Consider the following 19,594-nt stretch of genomic DNA (forward strand, 5'->3'; position numbering starts at 1 on the left):
AATCGTACTTTATAGAAAGTACGATTTATTTCCATATCTAAAAATAATTATTGAACATCGTATCCTTGATCTTCAATTACAGCAATGATATCTTTTAATGTTACAACTGACGAGTCGATAGTAACTTCAACAGTTCCTTCTGCTAATTGAACTTTTACTTGATCAACGCCATCTAGTTCTTTCACACTACTTTCAATAGCATTTACACAATGTCCACAAGACATACCTTCAACTTGTAATGTTAACTGTTCCATTTAAAATCCTCCTCTTGTTTCTTTATTGTTTGTTAATCACAATTACATATTACCATACCCCCCTAAGGTAATCAATAGTTTTGTATCATGATTTTTCAATTATTTTCTAAAAGTTTATTTTACATACACTTTTTCACATCAATACCCCGAAACCTTATATGAAAGTAAACAAAAAACAAGCCAGTTACGTACTAGCTTGTTTTTACGCTTTTGAAAAACGTTCAAATACTGTCATTAATTCTTCAATTGCTTCGTCACCATTACCATCTTTAATTGCACCTGAAACACAATGACTTGTATGGTTTTTTAATACACCCATTCCTACTTTTTTCATTGCTGCATTAATCGCTGAAATTTGCACTAAAATATCCACGCAATACCGATCGTTTTCAATCATATTTTGAATACCCCGAACTTGCCCTTCAATTCTCTTTAATCTATTTATAATTTGCTCTTTTTCTTTTTCTGATCTATGTGTTACTGCTTCATGCTCTTTATGCCCCATATTATCACCTTCTTAAAGTTTCTCTTCATCCAATAAAACAATTACTTTTACGAGTATACCAATTATAGCATTAAATATCTATGCATGATACCCCATATGAGTATATTTCCACTTTATGATTATTTTTAATACATTGTTAGCTTCTCAGTCTCAATTTTCATTATACCCTTTCCTTTTTTCAAAAAACAATAATAAGCGGGGATTTTCCATCCCCGCTTATTATTCATTCCCAAATATAAAAGCCTCAATCTTCACACATGTAAATTGAGACTTTTTCTTCCTATATATAATTATTGCTGATCACATACTTTTGTATCATTCACTACTGAAGTTCCTTCAACGGTTACCGTATGAAAACAGTCATTTACACGAACAGTCACAACGTTATCTTGCCGATCAATAATATGATATTCATTAAAATTTTTATTCAGAGCACTGCGAATTTGTTCTCCTTCATAAATTGGAATGCCATGTGATAAAACCCAAATAAGCCCAGCAATAGCAAGAATAGTTTTCATACGATCTACCTCCTTGAGAATATAGTGAACTTTTCATCCGTGCTTTTTCAGCTCTACGAATCATAATTGGAATGAACCAAGCCTTTTCGGAAATAAGTTCATTTCGTCTATTTTATGTTTATGCTAATTGTGAACGAATTGTGACAACTTTTTGTCTCTTTAGACGAAAAATTGAAACAAAACTTTCAAAAAGGACAATTCTACTTACGCAAACAAAAGGCTATGGAGAATTTCCCCATAGCCTTTTGCTTACATTTAATTAGACGATCATTTCATTATGTTTAATAGTAAGTGTTTCAATTTGAATGGTAGCATGTTCAATATGAAACTCTTGTTTTAACGTATCAATAATATTTTGAAGTACTTCTTGATCATCCTGTTTTTTATCAATCATTACATGGACGCTTAATGCATCTAATCCAGATGTAATTGTCCAAATATGAAGATCATGTAAATCACGTACACCTTTTACTCCTTTAATCGCTTGTTTTACTTTCTCTAGTTCAATTGCAACGGGTGTACCCTCCATAAGTATATGAATGGAATGTTTTGTTACTCCCCACGCGCTCTTTAAAATTAATAAAGCAACAACTACTGAAATAATTGGATCTGCAATATACCATGAGAATAATGACATAAGTACACCAGCTACTAACGCTCCCACTGATCCTAAAGCATCTCCAAGAACATGTAAATACGCGCTACGTAAATTCACATTATTTTTCACATCACCTTGTCTCATAAGTGCCCAGGCACTAATTAAATTTGCTAGTAAACCAATTGATGCGATTAACATCATTGGACCACCTGCAACAGTTGGTGGTTCAAAAAAACGACCAACTGCTTCCCATACGATAAGCCCCGCTACAACAAATAACGTAACTCCATTAATTAATGCTGCTAAAATCTCAAAACGATAATATCCATACGTTTTTTTAGAAGTAACTGTTCTAGCTGCCAATCCAATAGCAATTAAACTTAATAATAATGAACTTGTATCACTTAACATATGGCCTGAATCAGATAATAAGGCCAAACTATTTGTGACTAGTCCCCCGAAAAATTCAAGGAACATAATAGTTGCTGTAATTACTAAAGCTGTAATTAATCCTTTTCTATTTCCTTTCCTGCTTTCCTCAAAATGATGATGTCCATGTGAATGCCCATGAGCATGTCCATGATGTTGGTGACCGTGATGATGTCCCATATAAATGCCTCCTTTTAATTTTGTCTTTCTTTATAAAGTGAAACTTCAATTAGTGGGGGTCTTACTGCCCATTAAAGTGGGATAAATGGCTCTTTTTTGACCTGAATTGAACTTGTTGGGCAGCCGTCACTTGCCGCCAACATTGCTTGCAAGAAAATTTTTGGTATACCCACTATTCCTTGATTGTTATCTAATACACCAAATGATTTCCCCCTTCCGTCTAATTGATATATATCAGGTGCTATAGAAGTACATAATCCACATGACTTACAATTCTTTTTATTTACGACCGTATAATGTAACACTATTAATCACCCCCATTGTTAATATACAATACATAGGTAGGGTATTATAAATCGTTTATTTCACACCTGTTTTTCTTCTAAAGTTTCTATTTCCCTATTTAAATAATAATGGCCTATCGGTTTTAAATCGTTATCCAATTCATAAACTAATGGTGTTCCTGTTGGAATGTTTACATTTTCTATATCTTTATCTGAAATTTGATCTAAATGTTTTACTAAAGCACGTATTGTATTTCCATGGGCTGCAATAATTACTTGTTTACCAGCTTTTACGTTAGGAGCTATCTCTTCATTCCAATATGAAACAACTCGTTTCTCTGTATCTTCTAGGTCTTCTGTAAGAGGGAACTCATAATCTTTTATATCTCTATATTTCGGATGTGCTGCTTCATATCTTTCATCATCTTTTGTAAGTGCTGGTGGGCGTACATTTGTTGAACGTCTCCATAAGGTTACTTGTTCATCGCCATATTTTCTTGCTGTCTCTTCCTTATTTAACCCTTGAAGTGCACCGTAATGTCGCTCATTTAATTTCCATGTTTTATAAACAGGTATCCACATCAAATCCATTTCTTCGAGAGTAATCCATAAAGTACGCATCGCTCTTCTCAAAACAGATGTATATGCGATATCAAATGAGAAACCACTAGCTTTCAGCATTACTCCGGCTTCTCTTGCTTCTTCCAAACCTTTACTAGATAAATCAACATCCGTCCAACCTGTAAACCGATTTTCAACATTCCATTCACTTTGTCCATGTCGTATTAAAACTAACTTTACCATACTTATTATCCCCTCTCCCTTGAAAGTTGCATTTTCATAAAGAAGTATCTTTATGAAAATGCATTGTTACATATTTAGTTCTTTTTTGCTTATTTCACTACTATGACTAAACGCTAATTCAATTAATCCATTTACGTGGGAGTCATCTAATGAATAAAAAACAAGTTTCCCCTCTTTACGCTTTTTCGCTAATCCTATCGTTTGTAATAGTCTTAAGTGGTGTGATGCTGTTGCAATACTACTATGAATAATACTTGCGACATCGCGTACGCAAAGTTCCTTTTCTGTATACAACGCATAAGCAATTTTTAAACGTGTTTCATCTGCAAGTGCCTTAAACATTTTTGCTACACTACTTATATTTTCTTTCTCTAGCATATCACTTGCATGTTTTACTTTTTGCTCATCATGATAACAAAGTTCACAATGTTCTTCCTTCATATGTAACACCTCTTGTTCAAATATATATTTGATTATGTATGTAGTATACCTTATAAACGAGAAACATTCAAATATTCATTTGAATGTTTCTCGTTTATATTAAATTACTCGCTTTCTCACTAGCTTTTTAATTGATGGATACGTTGCTTTTAAACAATAATGAAAAAAAGGTAAGCAATCGCTTACCTTTTCCCTCTTCTATATGTGACTAACAAACCTCAATCCTTTACTTAAAGAAGTCGGCACAACAGACGCGTGATTCTCCCCTTCAGCTTCATAAAACGTAAATCTAAACTGATCGTGTTTCACTTGGAAAAGGCGCTCTGATAATTCCTTTGCCCCTACAACCATATGCTCTCGTTCTAGTGAACCCACTGTAAGAAATACTCCTGTTTTAACCTTTGCATTGTTTAATTCACTTATAAGATTCTCTTCTTTTTCAAGCACAGATTGGTTATTCCACCAAATCGACGGGCTACTTATAAAATAATTTTGAAAAGCATTTAGATTTGTAAATAATATATGTAAAGCAAATAGACCACCTAAAGAATGCCCAAATAGTGTTTGCTTTCCTTTATCAATTTCAAAATTCTTTTCAATTTGCGGCTTTAATTCTTCTTCAATAAAAGTAAAAAAATGATGTGCTCCTCCTGTTTTAGGCCACGGTTTACCGTCTGGCTTTAAAGGTGCATCATTTGAAATTACGCTAGGCGTAAAATCATAGCATCTTTCTTCACCTGAAAATGCCCCTTCAATCGGATAACCAATACCTACTATAATGGCTGGTAAAACACCTGTTTTTTCTGCTCTAACTGATTGTATTTTAACAGCTTCATGGAATGTTTGAAAAAAGGCATTGCCGTCTAATACGTATATAACAGGATACCCTGACTCGGGTGCTGGCTGCCTCGGCTTTGAAATATAAATTTGATACTCGTTACCTTCTAATTTTGAATACATGTTCCACTGTTCTGTATTAGATGTTTTAATCTGCTGTTTTTCAATAGCAGTATTCACCCTATATCCCCCCTTTTAACTTGTTACATATATTTCTACTTTTTCTTCTTGAGATACAACGCTATCATAACCGAAGCAAACAGGAGCCCCGTTATACGGATCGATCATGACACGCGCATCAATATGAAATACTTCTTTTAATACTTCATTTGTAATAATCTCTTCTGGACTACCAGTTGTAACAATTTCCCCTTCCTTCATTGCAATAATTTCATCTGAAAACCTTGCTGCATGGTTAATATCATGTAGTACCATAACGACCGTACAATTATGTTCTTTATTTAACTTCTCCACAATTTGTAATACATCTAATTGATGAGACATATCAAGATATGTAGTTGGTTCATCTAGTAGCAACACTTCTGTCTCTTGTGCTAAAGCCATTGCTAGCCATACCTTTTGTCGTTGACCACCTGATAAATTTGCAATTTGTCTCGTTCGAAATGCAGAAGTTTTCGTTATATCTAATGCCCAGTCAATCATTTCTTTATCTTTTGAAGTTAACTTATTTACATTATTTCGATGTGGATAACGTCCATAAGAAATTAATTCTTCTACTTTAAGCTCTCCTGGCGCAATTGGAGTTTGCGGAAGTAAAGCTAACTGCTTCGCAATTTCTTTCGTTGGAATTGTATTTAGATCTTGCCCTTGCAAATATACTTTACCACTCTTTTGCTTTAAAATTCTTCCCATTGTTTTTAACAATGTTGATTTACCGCACCCGTTTGGCCCTATAATTGTCGTTACTTTTCCTTCTTGTATTTCCACATTTAAATCGCGAAACACTGTAAGCTTTTCATAACTCGTTTCTAAATTTTTTGCACTTAAAATACTCACTTTTATTCCTCCTCTTACGCTTTCGCCTTATAAAGTAAATATAAGAAATACGGTACACCGACAATAGAAATAACGATTCCAACTGGTAACTCTACAGGTGTGAAAACTGTTTTTGCAATAAAGTCTGAAGCAATTACAAGAAACATTCCGATTACTCCGCACGTAGGAATGATATGCTTATGCTGAATACCGACAAGTCTTTTCGCTATATGTGGTGCCATTAGTCCAATGAAACCGATACTTCCTGAAACTGCAACACAAGCGCTCACAAGTCCGATACTACTTAATAGTAAAATAGATTTCTCTCTTTCTACTGAAACCCCTAAACTTGTAATACTCGTTTCTTCCAACTGAAATAAATCTAATAAATAAGCTTTCTTTTGTATGAGAGGAATTAATATGATAAGCCACGGCAACATGGCAATAATGTACTTCCAGTTTGCACTATATATACTTCCGGACACCCATACTGCAGCCATTTCAAAATCAGTTGATTTCATTTTGAGTGATAAATACATAGAAAATGCCCCGAATCCTGATCCAATTGCAATCCCTGTTAATAAAAGTCGCTGCGAATCTAACTTACCGTTTTTCCAAGAAAACAGATAAATGATGATAGCTGCACCTAATCCACCTACTAAACCAAACATTGGCATCATCATAATAGAAACCCAGTCTGTGCTTTTTAATTGTCCTTGGAAGAAAAACATAAAAATGACGATTGCTGTTCCTGCTCCGGCATTAACTCCTAAAATACCTGGGTCTGCCAATCCATTTCTCGTAATCCCTTGAATAACAGCACCTGCAACACCGAGACCTAATCCTACTAATCCAGCAATTATGATGCGCGGGAGACGGAACTCAAAAATAACTAAATCATGGTCTGGTACTGGATCTATTCTAAAGAGTGTTTTAAATACATCTGTAATCGTAATATCAAACGTACCATTCGTTAAACTAATATAAATAGCACATAGTATTAAAAATATAAGTATCCCCATCGTCATTCCGAAACGTTGATTTGAGCTTTTAAGCATGTCTCTCTCCTCCTCTTGTCCGGATTAAATACAGGAAGAAAGGAATTCCAATTAAAGATGTTACGACTCCAATCGGCGTTTCAAATGGATAATTTACAAATCTACTTAAAACGTCACATAACGCTAGAAAAACGCCGCCAATAACGCCTGCACATGGTAAAATCCACTTATAATCTACTCCAATTATAAAGCGAGTAATGTGCGGAATAATTAAACCTACAAAACCTACTTTCCCCACTAAAGCAACTGCTGTTCCTGTTAAAAAGATTACTGATAAAATAGCCATTGCTTTAACTAGTTTTGTACGCTGCCCTAGGTTAATAGAAACTTCTTCTCCTAAAGAAAGAATCGTAATAGATTTTGATATTAACAGTGCTAAAACTATTCCAATTACCCCAAAAGGTATTGTGATTTTAATTATATTAGGATCAACTTGATCTAACTTTGCATTAAACCAAAAACTAACATTTTGAGAAATTTGGAAATATGAAGCCATCGCGGCCGATACACTACTTAAAAATGTTCCAATAACCGTTCCGATAATTGCCAACCTAACTGGCGATAAGCCATTTTGAAGGAGTGAACCAAAACCAAATACGATACCGGCTCCTAATGCAGAACCAATCATTGAACATACAACCATACCAATCGATGACATTCCTGGAAGAAAAATCATACAAAGTGTAATAACAAAAGCTGCCCCATCCGTCACACCCATAATAGAAGGGGATGCAAGATAGTTTCTTGTCATCCCCTGCATAAGTGCTCCTGATATGGCTAGAAATGCTCCAACTAAAAGAGCTGCAACTACCCTTGGTAAACGTGAAGTAATAATGATATTATGATTTACATCACTTGAATCAAAATGAAATAATGCGTTCCACACCGTTTCAGCATCAATACTTTTCGCCCCATACAAAATAGAAAGTATAACTGTAAATAAGATGAGTATGGGTGCTATACATAATATGGTTACTGGTACTGCATTTGTTTTCTGCATATCATTCAACGCACCTTACTTAAAATATTATTTAGATAAATTTTTCACTGCTTCTTTTAAGAATGCTGTTTTACTCCAAGCAGTACCACCTTGTGCCATTGGATCCACAACGTTTACAAATACTTTCTTTTCTTTCGCAGCATTCATACTTTGCCAAATTGGATTACTTTCAATTTCTTCTAGCACTTTCGGGTTTTTATTTTCAGTTGTTTCATATTGTAAGAAAATATAATCCGGGTTAAGTTCAGCAAGTTTTTCAAATGAAATCTTCTCTTGTGCTTTTACAGTTTTTAATTGTTCTGGAGCAGTTAGCCCAAGATCTTTATAAATTACAGGGTTGAAGTATACTCCTTCTGGATATAGGAATAATTCGTTTGCCCTTAGTCTAATAACAAGTACTTTTTTGTCTTTTAACTTATCTCCTAGTTTTGCTTTTGCTTTTTCAGCGTCCGCATTGTAATCTTTAATAATTTTTTCCGCTTTATCTTTTTTGCCAGTTAATTCTCCCATTAACTTTAAGTTATCTTCCCAATTTGTTGAAACATGTGATACCGGGAATGTAGGAGCTACTTTCGTAAATTTTTCAGCTGTTTCTGCTGGGAATTTCGTACTTGATGTAATAACATCTGGCTTTAATTGAAGTAATGTTTCGAAATTTGGTTCCATTTTCTCACCAACAGATTTTGCACCCTCTAAATCTTTCTCAAGATACTTCGGTAATTTACCACCAACAGTAATTGCACCTACTGGCTTAATACCAAGTACCGCCGCATCTTCCATTGACTCTAAACTAGCTGTCGCAATTTTATCTACTTTTGCTGGCACTGTATATTCTTTACCTAAATATGTAATTTTTCGTTTTTCGTCTTTTTTCGTCTCACTAGCCTTTGTCTGTTGTGTTTTTTCTCCTGAAGTTTTATCTGCACTATTACATGCTACTAGCCCTACGCTTAAAACTGTAACCATCCCTAATGTAAATAACTTCTTATTCATCTTTATACATCTCCTCTCGAATTTTCAAAACTATATTCTCAATAAAATTTAACTATATGAAACTTGTCTTACATATATTTCATTAGATTAATAATTCTATCCAGAACTCATTCGCGTTCACTTCCCCTAAGCTATAATTCTTTTATACCTCATCCATTGATAATTATTTTCATTGATAATGATTATCGTTACTAAGTATATATTTAATACGCAATTATTTCAAGAAAGATTTGAAAAATTTTAACAAAATGAATAAAAAAGAAGTATCCGCCTAATGTTAGGGGGATACTTCTTTTTTTAGAAATTTATATGTAATTCAACTGGGCCATGGTCTGATTCCATTACTTCACTATTAATTTTCGCCTCTGTTATTTTGTCTTTCATTCTTTCGGAAACAACAAAATAATCTAAACGCCATCCAATATTTTCACCTTTGTAATCTTGCTCTTACATTTGTGAATACATACATACGCACTTTATTCAGGTTATACTAATTTCAGAGGTGATGTTCTTTGTACAATGAAGGAGTTACGTTAACAAATGAGCATTGGCAAGCGATTATTCATAATGATTCTTCCTATGATAGCAAGTTCTTTTATGCTGTGAAATCAACCGGAATCTTTTGCAGGCCATCATGCAAATCAAGAATACCGAATAAAAACAATGTACGAATTTTTCATCATGCAGAGCAAGCGTTAAGTGAAAATTTTCGCCCGTGCAAACGTTGTAAACCAAATGGGCTCACTTTACCTAATGAAGAGTGGGTAGAACAAATTAAAAAGTATATCGAAAAACACTTTGATGAATTATTAACTCTCGACATACTTGCGGAAATGTGCCATGGTAGCTCATTTCATTTACAACGCACTTTCAAAAAAACGACAGGAATAAGTCCTATAGAATATATACAACAGTTCAGAATTGTTAAAGCGGCAGAACAACTATTACAAACAAATCAATCCATTAAAGAAATTAGTAATGCTGTTGGGATAGAAAACCCAGAATATTTCGCAACTTTATTTAAAAAGAAAACCGGATTTACGCCTACTGCATATCGAAAAAAGAATGAAATGAAAGAGGGTTACAATAATGAATTCCTACAAAAATGATTATATATATTGGACGCTACTTACACATGAAAATTGGCAATTTCATATTGCTGCAACTGAAAATGGACTATGTTTCATTGGATCACAAGATGAGACCTTTGAAGAATTAAATATATGGGCTAGAAAAAAGCTTCCCCAACATATATTGATCCATAGTCCAGATTACTTACAAGTATATACAAAAGAAATTATCGAGTATTTAGAAAACAAGCGAGAAACTTTTGCATTTCCTATCGATGCTTACGGAACTGAATTTCAATTATCTGTTTGGAATACAGTACGTGAAATTCCTTATGGGAAAACATATTCTTACACAGAAATTGCCGAAAGAATTCAAAAATCTAAAGCGGTGCGTGCCGTTGCTACTGCTATTGCAGCTAACCCACTTCTTATTACGATTCCTTGCCATCGTGTTATTGGAAAGAATGGGAAACTAACTGGCTTTAGAGGGGGATTAGAAATGAAGAAAGAATTGCTTACATTAGAAAAGTCGCAGGTAGAATTCTTATGACAGCAGAATATAGTAACGCATTAACTTTAGCAGTGCCAACAGAATTTAGTTTCCAAGAAAATTTACGCTATCTATCACGTTCTAACAATGAATGTATGTTTCACATTGAAGACAACAAAATTTATAAAGTTATCTCTGTTCACGATGTAAATCCTTTAGTTGCAATTAGTATGAATACAGATGGGCATATTCAAATACGTTTTTTAGAAGAATTATATACATCTGAAGAATCGATACACGAAGCTGTAGCTAACTATGTGAAGGATTGGTTTGATTTAACTACTGATTTAGCTCCCTTTTATACATTGGCTAAACATGATGTACTCCTTCAAAGACCAATTGAACAATATTATGGACTTCGTACTTTAGGTATTCCAGACTTATTTGAAGCACTTTCCTGGGGAATTATCGGTCAGCAAATTAACCTCACATATGCTTATACGCTAAAAAGAAGATTAGTCGAACACTTTGGAAATTATGTAGAATGGAACGATAGAAAACATTGGATATTCCCTTCTCCTGAAACGATTGCCAATTTACATGTAGAGGATCTCAAAAACTTAAAAATGACGACTAGAAAATGTGAATATTTAATCGGTATTGCAAAGCTTATTACAGAAGGAAAACTATCAAAAGAATCTTTACTGCAAATACAAGATGTGAAACAAGCTGAAAAACAATTAACCGCTATACATGGTATAGGACCGTGGACTGCCAACTATGTTTTAATGCGCTGTTTACGCTTTCCTTCTGCCTTTCCAATTGACGATGTTGGCTTGCACAATGCAATTAAATATATAACAGGTTCCGAAAGTAAACCGACTAAACAGGAAATAAAAGATTTTGCGGCAAATTGGATGAACTGGGAGTCTTACGCAACTTTTTATTTGTGGCGAGTATTATACTAAAAAACCAAGTAGCACATCTGCACTACTTGGTTCTTTTTTTAAGCTTGTTCTTCAAATCGTCTTGCAATCTCTACAATAACTTGAACAGCTTTTTCCATAACATCTACCGAAACATACTCGAATTTACCGTGATAGTTTTCACCACCTGTGAAAATATTCGGCGTTGGTAATCCCATATATGATAACTGTGATCCATCTGTCCCGCCGCGAATCGGATGAATGTTTGGTTCAATATTTAAACTTTTCATTGCCTCATATGCAATATCAACAATTTCTCTCACTGGTTCAATCTTTTCAAGCATGTTATAGTATTGATCATTCATTTCTAAAACGACTGCATCTTGTCCATACTTCTCTTGCATTTGCTTCACAATATTTTCAACGTTATGTTTACGCGCTTCAAAATTTTCACGATCAAAATCTCGAATAATATAATACGCTTTACTTTGCTCAACATCACCATTTAAAGAAAGTAAATGATAGAATCCTTCATAGCCCTCAGTATATTCCGGCGCCTCTTCTACTGGTAAATACCCATTAAACTCCATAGCAAGTTTAGTTGCGTTACGCATTTTATTTTTCGCTGTTCCAGGATGTGTATTCGTTCCGTTAAACGTTAACTTAGCACCTGCAGCATTAAAGCTTTCATATTCTAAACCACCTAATGGACCTCCATCCATCGTATAAGCGAATGATGCACCAAACGCTTCTACATCAAAATGTGCTGGGCCACGGCCAATTTCTTCATCCGGCGTAAATGCAACTCTTATTTTTCCATGCTTAATTTGTGGATTATGTACTAAATAGTTCATTGCAACCATAATTTCTGTCAAACCAGCTTTATCATCTGCTCCAAGAAGTGTCGTACCATCCGTTGTAATAATCGTATGACCTTTATAAGATGGTAACTCTGGGAATTGCTCTGGTGTTAACACAACATTTAGCTCTTCATTTAACGTAATTGCGTTCCCGTCAAAGTTTTCATGAATTTGTGGTTTTACATTTTTCCCTGTAAAATCTGTCGCCGTATCTAAATGTGCTAAAAAGCCAATTACAGGAACATCCTTATCCGTATTAGCAGGAAGTGTTGCCATTACATAACCGTTATCATCCATCGTCACTTCTGTTAACCCAATTTCTTTTAGCTCTTCCACTAATAACTTACCAAATTCAATTTGTCCAGGTGTTGTTGGCACTGTATGACTTTCTTCATTTGATTGCGTATCAATTTTTACATATCTCGTAAATCTTTCAATAAGTTCTTGTTTCAAACTCGTTCACTCCCTTTTATATTTCTTTCTCTATTATAATCCTTGAGACGAAATATTTTAACTTTTTTGACTGTGAATACATATATTTCATTTGCATTTTAGCTATTTTAAATACCAGCTGAAAAGTCGTAATATTTGTACATTAGAACTCTTACATGTAATATACATAATTATACAATATGGGAGGTTTTAAAAATGAGGCTAACTCTCTTTCGCTATTTTCTTTTTTTCTTAGAATTAATTTTTTTCGGCCTTGGAAATGCTCTTGCAGTAAAAGTTAAATTTCTCGGTTTACATCCTTGGGAAGTTTTAAACATGGCTCTCTACCAAAGGTTTGGATGGACTATTGGTACGTGGAGTGTCGTATGTGGATTATGTCTCGTTCTCATTTCTTTACTAGTAGATCGAAAATACATAAATGTAGGAACATTTTTAAATGCACTACTTATCGGTCCGATTATGGACTTTTTCTTACAATCAAATATTCTTCCAAACGCTAGTGATTATTTATGGTTAAACTTACTCATTTTATTTTCTGGCATTGCCATTACAGGTATCGGGGGAGGTATGTATGTTGCGGCTGGAATCGGCGCTGGACCTCGTGATGGATTCATGCTTACTATTTCCGACAAAACCGGTCTATCTATTAGCCGTGCTAGAATCATAGTAGAATGCGTTGTACTAGTTATTGGATTTATGCTCGGTGGCCCTGTTTTTGTCGTAACTTTTCTATACACTTTTATTCAAAGTCCAATCTTCCAGCAATCATTTAAAATGTTTCAAACACTCCTACATACTTTACAAAACAAAAACAAAGAGCAAATTAATGAAAATTTATAAAACACAACTTAATACAAATAAATTCACCCTATTTACGGCTCTCACCGCAAATAGGGTGTTTCTTTTTCATCTCACAATTTAAGAATATATGCTACTCATTCACAATAAAAGTATATACATCATTATAAATACAACCATTCACCCTAATAACATACTTCCCTGGTTTACTAAAACGAATTGTGTATTTGTTTAGCTGAATTGCTTCTTTATCTCCAGAAAGAACATCAATGCTTCTGCCACTTAATACATATAATTCATTTAGATTCATCGATACATCAATTGCATTGAAATTCTCCTCTTTCACTTGCTGTACTTCCGCAGCGCTTACACTTGGTTCTAAAAACAGTAGTCCACTTAATCCAATCGTCCCCGCTAAAGCAACTCCCGCAAACTTTTTAATTTGTTTCATTACAATGACCTCCTTATAGATTTTGCGTAAAGGTGATGTCTCCCCTTACACCACAAAGCCTATATGTAATGAAATAAAAAGTAAACGAGGACAGTAAGACAAAATTCTACATCTTTTTCTCCTATTGAATATAAATCCAACGTTTGGAGTTTTGTCACATTTAAAATTGTTTACTTAAACCAACTTTCAATTATATTATTCAGAAACTGAATAATTACTTATTGATTTAACATTCTAAAAATAGTTGATAAAAATACTTTCTATTCAAATAAGAAGATTTTGCTATAAAAGTAACTTTTACAATAAAGCCCATACAACCAATTTTATTCTGCTTTCCATAATCTCTCTACATTCATTAATTGTTCTTCTTTAAACTCCATCTTATATATATCTGGTTTTGACGTATTCATTAAAAATTCGAAACCATATTGCTTATCAAAATAATTCATCATGAGTGTCATGACAAGTCCATGTGTACCAATTATAATTTTTTGTCCTTGAAAATCCATTAAGATTTCTTTTAATACTTTCACTACCCTTCTTTGGCAATCCGCATATGACTCTCCTTCCGTTCGTGCAAAGTCCGGATTAGAGAACATCTTCTTTACAAGTGGATACACTTCTTTATCTGCTATAACTTGATCTCCACTGGAAAACATACACTCCTTAAGATTTTCATATATTAATATTTCTTTTTCATAGAAATCGGCTGTTTTTTCTATCGTTAATACCGCTCTCTTATACGGACTTGAAATGAAAGTATCGATTCCCTCTGTTTTTAATATCTCTGTTACTCTATGAGCGTCTAAACTTCCCTTTTCAGTTAATCCACGTGTTCTTTCACCCGCTTCTAATTTTGGTGATTCACCGTGCCTAACCATATAAATATATGTATTCATACTTCCTCCTCGAAAATATTAATTCATTCATATTTTATAAACTTTGCTGATTTGTCCGTTTAATCCATTCTCCTACTAAACTCTCGAACAATTCAGGTTGTTCAATTTGTAAATTATGCCCTGCCATATCTAACACCGCTAATGTCGCTCTTGGATAATCATCAATAATTTCTATAATATCTTGATAACCTACGGATATATCTTGTCTTCCAGCTAGTAAAAGAACAGGTTTCTCATATTTCATATGACGAAAATTCATAGTAAGAGAGTAATTTTTTTGCAACCTTTCAATAAACTCATAATTAGCAATATCTAGTCCCGGCTTAATCTCCTCTTTAAATCTCGTATATGTATATTCATTCGCGACCACTGCTAACTCGCAAAATTCTTCTCTATCAGTTGAAGTAAGCTTATTTAAAAACTCCTTATCTTGTACAATTACCTGTTTATTCGGGCGGATCCTTTTTTCTTGCTCCGCTACAACAACAGGACATACTAATAGTAATCCATTAACTCTTTCAAACAGCTTTGTGAGTATACCTCGAGCTAAATATCCGCCATAGGACTCCCCTACTAATAAAAAGTTTTTCGTTGGAATAATTTTTTCAATACATGCAATTAACAGTTCTAACATATGATCTGAACTATTTATCCAATCTGGAGCATTCGATTTCCCCATGCCAGGTAAATCAATATATATTCTTTGGTAACCTTTATATTTTTCGAATACTGATTCCATGCACCTCTGCATTAACCTATGATCAGGTGCACAGCCATGTATAATAATGGCAGGTTTTCCTTCGCCAATGATTTCATAATATATTTCTGCATCCTTAATCCGGCATATCATAAAAAAGTCCCCCTAGTGTTCTATTCATCTTTACAGGCACCCCTCTCACCCCCATAGGAATACACGTTCTTATTTTATAACTTTTCAGAATATAATTTCAAATTTTGTTTTTCAGATTCCAAATAAAAAAAGCCTTCCATGAGTGTATCTCCTCAAAAGAAAGCTCTCTTACGTATTTCCTCCTACTTGAACTTCAAGCATAATTACACATTATTCTTCTAATTTCATCAACACAATTCTCCAGCCATCTGGATCCTCTATCGTTATCCCCTTATCTTTCCAATATGGGTTCTCTGGTTCGACTTCATCATATCCCAATGCATGCAACCTTTTACTCACCTTTTTCATTTCACTATCTTCATGCATATAAAATACGAGTAAATTATCTTTTGTCGGAGCTGGACATGGGCTCCCATCTATATGTCTTGTAAATTCTAAATGATACTCTTCACCTGGGAGTCCAAACATGACCCCATCATAGCCTTCATGATTATAGAATTCACCTATACGTTTTAAGCCCAATCCTTTTTCATAGAATTCTATCACCTTTTCAAACTGATTAGTTGGACGTGCTATTCGAAACTTCACCCAATTCTTCATACTTTTCCTCCCATACTAAATGTTTTATATACGCTTACGTACTATTGTATATACGTAACATCTTTTTGAAATCCCTCATTCGTATGAGAATAGATGCATACAAAAGTTTAGTTTATACTTTATAACAAAAACATTTTCCATAAAGTGAAACTTTAATCAGTGAGGGGATTTTCTTCATCCCCCACTGATTATCAGCCCTCACCAATCGGACTTTTATGGGCAGCCCGACCCCCACCTAACTTCTTTGCTTTCGCTGAATTTTGAGGTGGGAGTCTTACTGCCCATTAAAATGGGATAAAATAGAAAGTAATATTTATGCAATTTTGCATATTTACTTGCAAAGCACTAAAAAACATTACAATTTTAAAAATGATTTAATATACAGCTTCCATTCAATTTTCATCAAACTATTTTGTGATATTTTCCCAATTACAAATTCATTACATTCTTCGTTACTTTACTCAGAAGCATGATTTTTCCTAATAAATCTGATACAATTTGCAAGTAATATTCTTACGTATGGATATTATGAATACAGTGTATACTTTAAGAAGGTGATTCTATTGCAGTTAAATAAAAATTTACAATTACGTATATTAACAATAACCACACTTTGCTATTCCAGCTATTGTCTTACATATTTCTTTTTGTTCCCTGTGCATTTTTCTGATTTCAATGTACGCTTCTCTTCTCTCATCGTTGAAGGCATCGCATTCATATCATTAATTTACTCTCTATATTCCAAAAAAGTTTGTACTGATTTCTTTTGGTTATGTATTACTTTCGCAATGGGCAGTTTTTTATTAGGAAAAATAATATATACGTTTCAACATGAATTTTTCCAATTCCCAGTACATCACTTTACTTTTTCAGATATATTTTACATGCTATTTCTATTCTTCTTCCTTATCGCTTTTTGCTATAAGATTTTAAAGGAATGTAATAAGTGGGAAAAAGCTTTCTTTATTTGCGATATATGTATAGTACTCGCTTCCATACTCACATTAGAATGGTATTTATTTAATCAACCAGATTTAAGTATTTTCTCTCTACCAATAGGGGAAATTTTCCTTTCATTTTTATATCCAATTGCAGACCTACTCTTTTTACTACTAGGTGCTAGTCTCATTTTTCGCCCAACTGCTTTTAAGTCGAAATGGAAAATATATATTTTTATTTTTGTATTAATAAGTTCTGCAGCTTTTAATTATATTTATTTTTATTTAAATACTCATTTATCGCATGACACTGTAGCATTATTACGACTTTTATATAGAATACCACTATTACTTGTTGCAATAGCTGCTTCTATTCCAAACGGTCTTACGAATAATACAAGCTATTTCATTGTAAACCCTATACTAGGAAAAAAAGTTTTAGTCGCGTTTCCATATCTTGCTGTTACATTTCTAATTGGCTTTACCCTTAAAGAACAAACATCTTCTTCCATTCTTATTACGGGAAACTGTATCACTTTTGTTTTCGTACTCATTCGCCATTCTATTGGAGGTATGCAAAACAAGAGTTTAACAGAACGTTTGCAACTCTTTAATGCACAATTAGAAGAAAAAGTTGCTGTACGAACTTCTGACTTAGTTCAAAAATCAGAAGCTTTATCTCAGAAACAACAAAAATTCGAATCATTATATGAATATCATCCCGATCCTATTTTTACTATTGATTTAAATGGCATTTTCTTAAATGCGAACAAAGCAGGAGGTATGCTACTTGGAGTCTCTACAAGTGAATTGCTTGGCAAGCCTTGTCTTTCTATTATCTTAAGCGAAGATAAACACAAATTATCATCCGCATTAGAAAAAGTAAAAGAGCAGGAGCCTACTTCTTTACAACTACGTTCTCAATACAATAATGGCTTTACTTATTTTTTATACGTTACCATCGTCCCTATCATGGTAGATGGACAAATTTTAGGAAGCTATATTATGGTAAAGGATATTACTGTATTCAAAAAACAACAAGAAGAAATAAAATATTTAGCATTCCATGATACTGTAACGAAAATTGGGAACCGTGCCTTTTTCCATAAGAAATTAAAAAGAATTATAAAAAATGCTAAAACGACAGAAAGCGAGTTTGCATTATTATATTTGGACTTAGATCGCTTTAAAGCAATTAACGATACACTTGGACATTCGGCAGGGGATTACATATTAGAAGAAGTAGCGAAGCGATTCCAATCCTGTCTTCCATCACATACTCATCTGTCAAGAATCGGTGGTGATGAGTTTACAGTCTTAATTGAAAACTATACTGATGAAGATTCTTTATTCGAGTTATGCAACCAGTTATTTGAATGCATGGAAAAATCGTTTGTCATACATGAACATACATTAAGTTTATCACTAAGTATTGGCATCGCTATTTATCCATATTCCGGAATCGATACCGCTACACTTCTGAAAAACGCTAATGTTGCAATGTATGATGCGAAAGCAAAAGAACTTAATTCTGTCTCTATTTATGATGACGTAATTGCAAACAAAATTGAAAGACGATTACGATTAGAAAAAGATTTACCAAATGCAATTCAAAATGAAGAATTGTTCCTTTTATATCAACCTCAAGTTGATAGCGAATCTAATGACATTATCGGTGCTGAAGCTTTAATCAGGTGGAATCATCCTGAATTAGGTATTATTTCTCCATACGAGTTTATTCCGATTGCAGAAGAAACACTACAAATCATTCCAATAGGAAAATGGACATTACAACAAGCATGTCAACAAATGAAACGTTGGCATACACTCGGATATTCTCATTTAAAAATAGGCGTAAATTTATCTGCTAAAGAATTTGAACAAGAAGATTTTGTAAAGTCTATTTCTGCTACATTAACAAATACAGGTTTACCAGCAAGTTCTCTTGATCTTGAATTAACAGAACGAATTGCAATGATGGATGAGCGAGAAACATTAATAAAACTGCGTACACTAAAGAGTTTAGGCGTTCACATTTCAATTGACGACTTTGGCACAGGTTATTCTTCGCTAGCTTATTTACCTTTATATCCAATCGATACGTTAAAAATCCCGAGAGAATTTATTACAATGTCTGAAACATGTGACGATGGAATGGAAATTATTAAAACGATCATCACATTAGCAAATACATTAGGAATGTCAGTTATCGCTGAAGGTGTAGAAACGAAAGAACACGTGCGTTTCCTTCAAAAAAATAATTGTCAATTTATTCAAGGCTACTACTACAGCAAGCCTATTCATGCTGATTCATTTTCTACTCTTCTCAAAAAAGGTGTTCATTCTCTGTAGCGTAAATACA

At 33.7% G+C, this 19,594-nt stretch carries 22 protein-coding genes and 1 pseudogene; 5 read left to right on the plus strand and 18 right to left on the minus strand.

What is annotated here, in order from left to right; translation table 11 throughout:
- Window positions 1-47: 47 nt before the first annotated feature.
- The 13 genes and pseudogenes from copZ to PDQ68_RS05580 form a co-directional block, all read right to left on the minus strand.
- Window positions 48-254: a copper chaperone CopZ gene (gene copZ / locus PDQ68_RS05520; RefSeq protein ID WP_061183106.1), complete on the minus strand. Its 207-nt coding sequence runs from the start codon at window positions 252-254 to the stop codon at window positions 48-50.
- A gap of 202 nt (window positions 255-456) precedes the next feature.
- Window positions 457-759, minus strand: coding sequence for a metal-sensing transcriptional repressor (locus PDQ68_RS05525; protein ID WP_000509876.1), 303 nt, complete (start codon window positions 757-759; stop codon window positions 457-459).
- A 290-nt stretch (window positions 760-1,049) separates the two neighbouring features.
- Window positions 1,050-1,277: a hypothetical protein gene (locus PDQ68_RS05530; protein ID WP_000849103.1), complete on the minus strand. Its 228-nt coding sequence runs from the start codon at window positions 1,275-1,277 to the stop codon at window positions 1,050-1,052.
- Window positions 1,278-1,536: 259 nt separating this feature from the next.
- Window positions 1,537-2,484: a cation diffusion facilitator family transporter gene (locus PDQ68_RS05535; protein ID WP_061183107.1), complete on the minus strand. Its 948-nt coding sequence runs from the start codon at window positions 2,482-2,484 to the stop codon at window positions 1,537-1,539.
- 71 nt (window positions 2,485-2,555) lie between these two features.
- A complete protein-coding gene (locus PDQ68_RS05540; protein ID WP_061183108.1) occupies window positions 2,556-2,789 on the minus strand; it encodes a ferredoxin in 234 nt (77 codons plus the stop codon).
- 60 nt (window positions 2,790-2,849) lie between these two features.
- Window positions 2,850-3,572, minus strand: coding sequence for a 2,3-diphosphoglycerate-dependent phosphoglycerate mutase (gene gpmA / locus PDQ68_RS05545; protein WP_000240143.1), 723 nt, complete (start codon window positions 3,570-3,572; stop codon window positions 2,850-2,852).
- A gap of 66 nt (window positions 3,573-3,638) precedes the next feature.
- Window positions 3,639-4,013 (minus strand): ArsR/SmtB family transcription factor, encoded by a 375-nt coding sequence (locus PDQ68_RS05550; protein WP_000656811.1) that lies wholly within the window; start codon window positions 4,011-4,013, stop codon window positions 3,639-3,641.
- A gap of 198 nt (window positions 4,014-4,211) precedes the next feature.
- The gene (locus PDQ68_RS05555) at window positions 4,212-5,030 is read right to left on the minus strand and encodes an alpha/beta hydrolase (RefSeq protein WP_061183109.1); all 819 of its coding nucleotides are present in this window, start codon (window positions 5,028-5,030) and stop codon (window positions 4,212-4,214) included.
- A gap of 15 nt (window positions 5,031-5,045) precedes the next feature.
- Window positions 5,046-5,867 carry an ABC transporter ATP-binding protein gene (locus PDQ68_RS05560; protein ID WP_000025777.1) on the minus strand — a complete coding sequence of 274 codons (822 nt, stop codon included), beginning with the start codon at window positions 5,865-5,867 and terminating at the stop codon, window positions 5,046-5,048.
- 14 nt (window positions 5,868-5,881) lie between these two features.
- Window positions 5,882-6,904: a FecCD family ABC transporter permease gene (locus PDQ68_RS05565; RefSeq protein ID WP_061183110.1), complete on the minus strand. Its 1,023-nt coding sequence runs from the start codon at window positions 6,902-6,904 to the stop codon at window positions 5,882-5,884.
- Window positions 6,897-7,904: a FecCD family ABC transporter permease gene (locus tag PDQ68_RS05570; protein WP_001173062.1), complete on the minus strand. Its 1,008-nt coding sequence runs from the start codon at window positions 7,902-7,904 to the stop codon at window positions 6,897-6,899. The genes PDQ68_RS05565 and PDQ68_RS05570 overlap by 8 nt, the downstream gene beginning before the upstream one ends.
- A 27-nt stretch (window positions 7,905-7,931) precedes the next feature.
- A complete protein-coding gene (locus PDQ68_RS05575) occupies window positions 7,932-8,897 on the minus strand; it encodes an iron-hydroxamate ABC transporter substrate-binding protein (protein ID WP_001035516.1) in 966 nt (321 codons plus the stop codon).
- A 297-nt stretch (window positions 8,898-9,194) separates the two neighbouring features.
- A pseudogene (locus PDQ68_RS05580) lies at window positions 9,195-9,332 on the minus strand (exodeoxyribonuclease III); the annotation flags it as partial.
- A gap of 77 nt (window positions 9,333-9,409) precedes the next feature.
- On the opposite strand from PDQ68_RS05580, the gene PDQ68_RS05585 reads away from it, so the two are divergent.
- The 3 genes from PDQ68_RS05585 to PDQ68_RS05595 are packed head-to-tail and all read left to right on the plus strand — an operon-like array spanning window position 9,410 to window position 11,425.
- On the plus strand, window positions 9,410-10,006 hold the full coding sequence (locus tag PDQ68_RS05585) for a bifunctional transcriptional activator/DNA repair enzyme AdaA (RefSeq protein WP_000282156.1): 597 nt from the start codon (window positions 9,410-9,412) through the stop codon (window positions 10,004-10,006).
- The gene (locus PDQ68_RS05590; RefSeq protein WP_001089810.1) at window positions 9,987-10,517 is read left to right on the plus strand and encodes a methylated-DNA--[protein]-cysteine S-methyltransferase; all 531 of its coding nucleotides are present in this window, start codon (window positions 9,987-9,989) and stop codon (window positions 10,515-10,517) included. The genes PDQ68_RS05585 and PDQ68_RS05590 overlap by 20 nt, the downstream gene beginning before the upstream one ends.
- The gene (locus PDQ68_RS05595; RefSeq protein ID WP_000123529.1) at window positions 10,514-11,425 is read left to right on the plus strand and encodes a DNA-3-methyladenine glycosylase family protein; all 912 of its coding nucleotides are present in this window, start codon (window positions 10,514-10,516) and stop codon (window positions 11,423-11,425) included. The genes PDQ68_RS05590 and PDQ68_RS05595 overlap by 4 nt, the downstream gene beginning before the upstream one ends.
- 38 nt (window positions 11,426-11,463) lie before the next feature.
- Here the strand turns inward: PDQ68_RS05595 and pepT are convergent, their stop codons facing one another.
- Window positions 11,464-12,696, minus strand: coding sequence for a peptidase T (gene pepT / locus PDQ68_RS05600; protein ID WP_000807021.1), 1,233 nt, complete (start codon window positions 12,694-12,696; stop codon window positions 11,464-11,466).
- A gap of 195 nt (window positions 12,697-12,891) precedes the next feature.
- On the opposite strand from pepT, the gene PDQ68_RS05605 reads away from it, so the two are divergent.
- Window positions 12,892-13,536 (plus strand): YczE/YyaS/YitT family protein, encoded by a 645-nt coding sequence (locus PDQ68_RS05605; protein WP_270786612.1) that lies wholly within the window; start codon window positions 12,892-12,894, stop codon window positions 13,534-13,536.
- A 91-nt stretch (window positions 13,537-13,627) separates the two neighbouring features.
- On the opposite strand, the gene PDQ68_RS05610 is transcribed toward PDQ68_RS05605, so the two are convergent.
- The 4 genes from PDQ68_RS05610 to PDQ68_RS05625 form a co-directional block, all read right to left on the minus strand.
- Window positions 13,628-13,945, minus strand: coding sequence for a hypothetical protein (locus PDQ68_RS05610; RefSeq protein WP_016718281.1), 318 nt, complete (start codon window positions 13,943-13,945; stop codon window positions 13,628-13,630).
- A gap of 323 nt (window positions 13,946-14,268) precedes the next feature.
- On the minus strand, window positions 14,269-14,844 hold the full coding sequence (locus PDQ68_RS05615; RefSeq protein ID WP_061183112.1) for a histidine phosphatase family protein: 576 nt from the start codon (window positions 14,842-14,844) through the stop codon (window positions 14,269-14,271).
- A 34-nt stretch (window positions 14,845-14,878) separates the two neighbouring features.
- Complete coding sequence (locus PDQ68_RS05620) at window positions 14,879-15,694, minus strand: alpha/beta fold hydrolase (RefSeq protein ID WP_016718283.1); 816 nt, start codon at window positions 15,692-15,694, stop codon at window positions 14,879-14,881.
- 210 nt (window positions 15,695-15,904) lie between these two features.
- The gene (locus PDQ68_RS05625; protein WP_061183113.1) at window positions 15,905-16,294 is read right to left on the minus strand and encodes a VOC family protein; all 390 of its coding nucleotides are present in this window, start codon (window positions 16,292-16,294) and stop codon (window positions 15,905-15,907) included.
- Between the two features lie 563 nt (window positions 16,295-16,857).
- On the opposite strand from PDQ68_RS05625, the gene PDQ68_RS05630 reads away from it, so the two are divergent.
- Window positions 16,858-19,584: a sensor domain-containing protein gene (locus PDQ68_RS05630; protein ID WP_016718285.1), complete on the plus strand. Its 2,727-nt coding sequence runs from the start codon at window positions 16,858-16,860 to the stop codon at window positions 19,582-19,584.
- Window positions 19,585-19,594: the final 10 nt, after the last annotated feature.

The organism is Bacillus cereus group sp. Bc010, assembly GCF_027716745.1.
Taxonomy (GTDB): domain Bacteria; phylum Bacillota; class Bacilli; order Bacillales; family Bacillaceae_G; genus Bacillus_A; species Bacillus_A pacificus.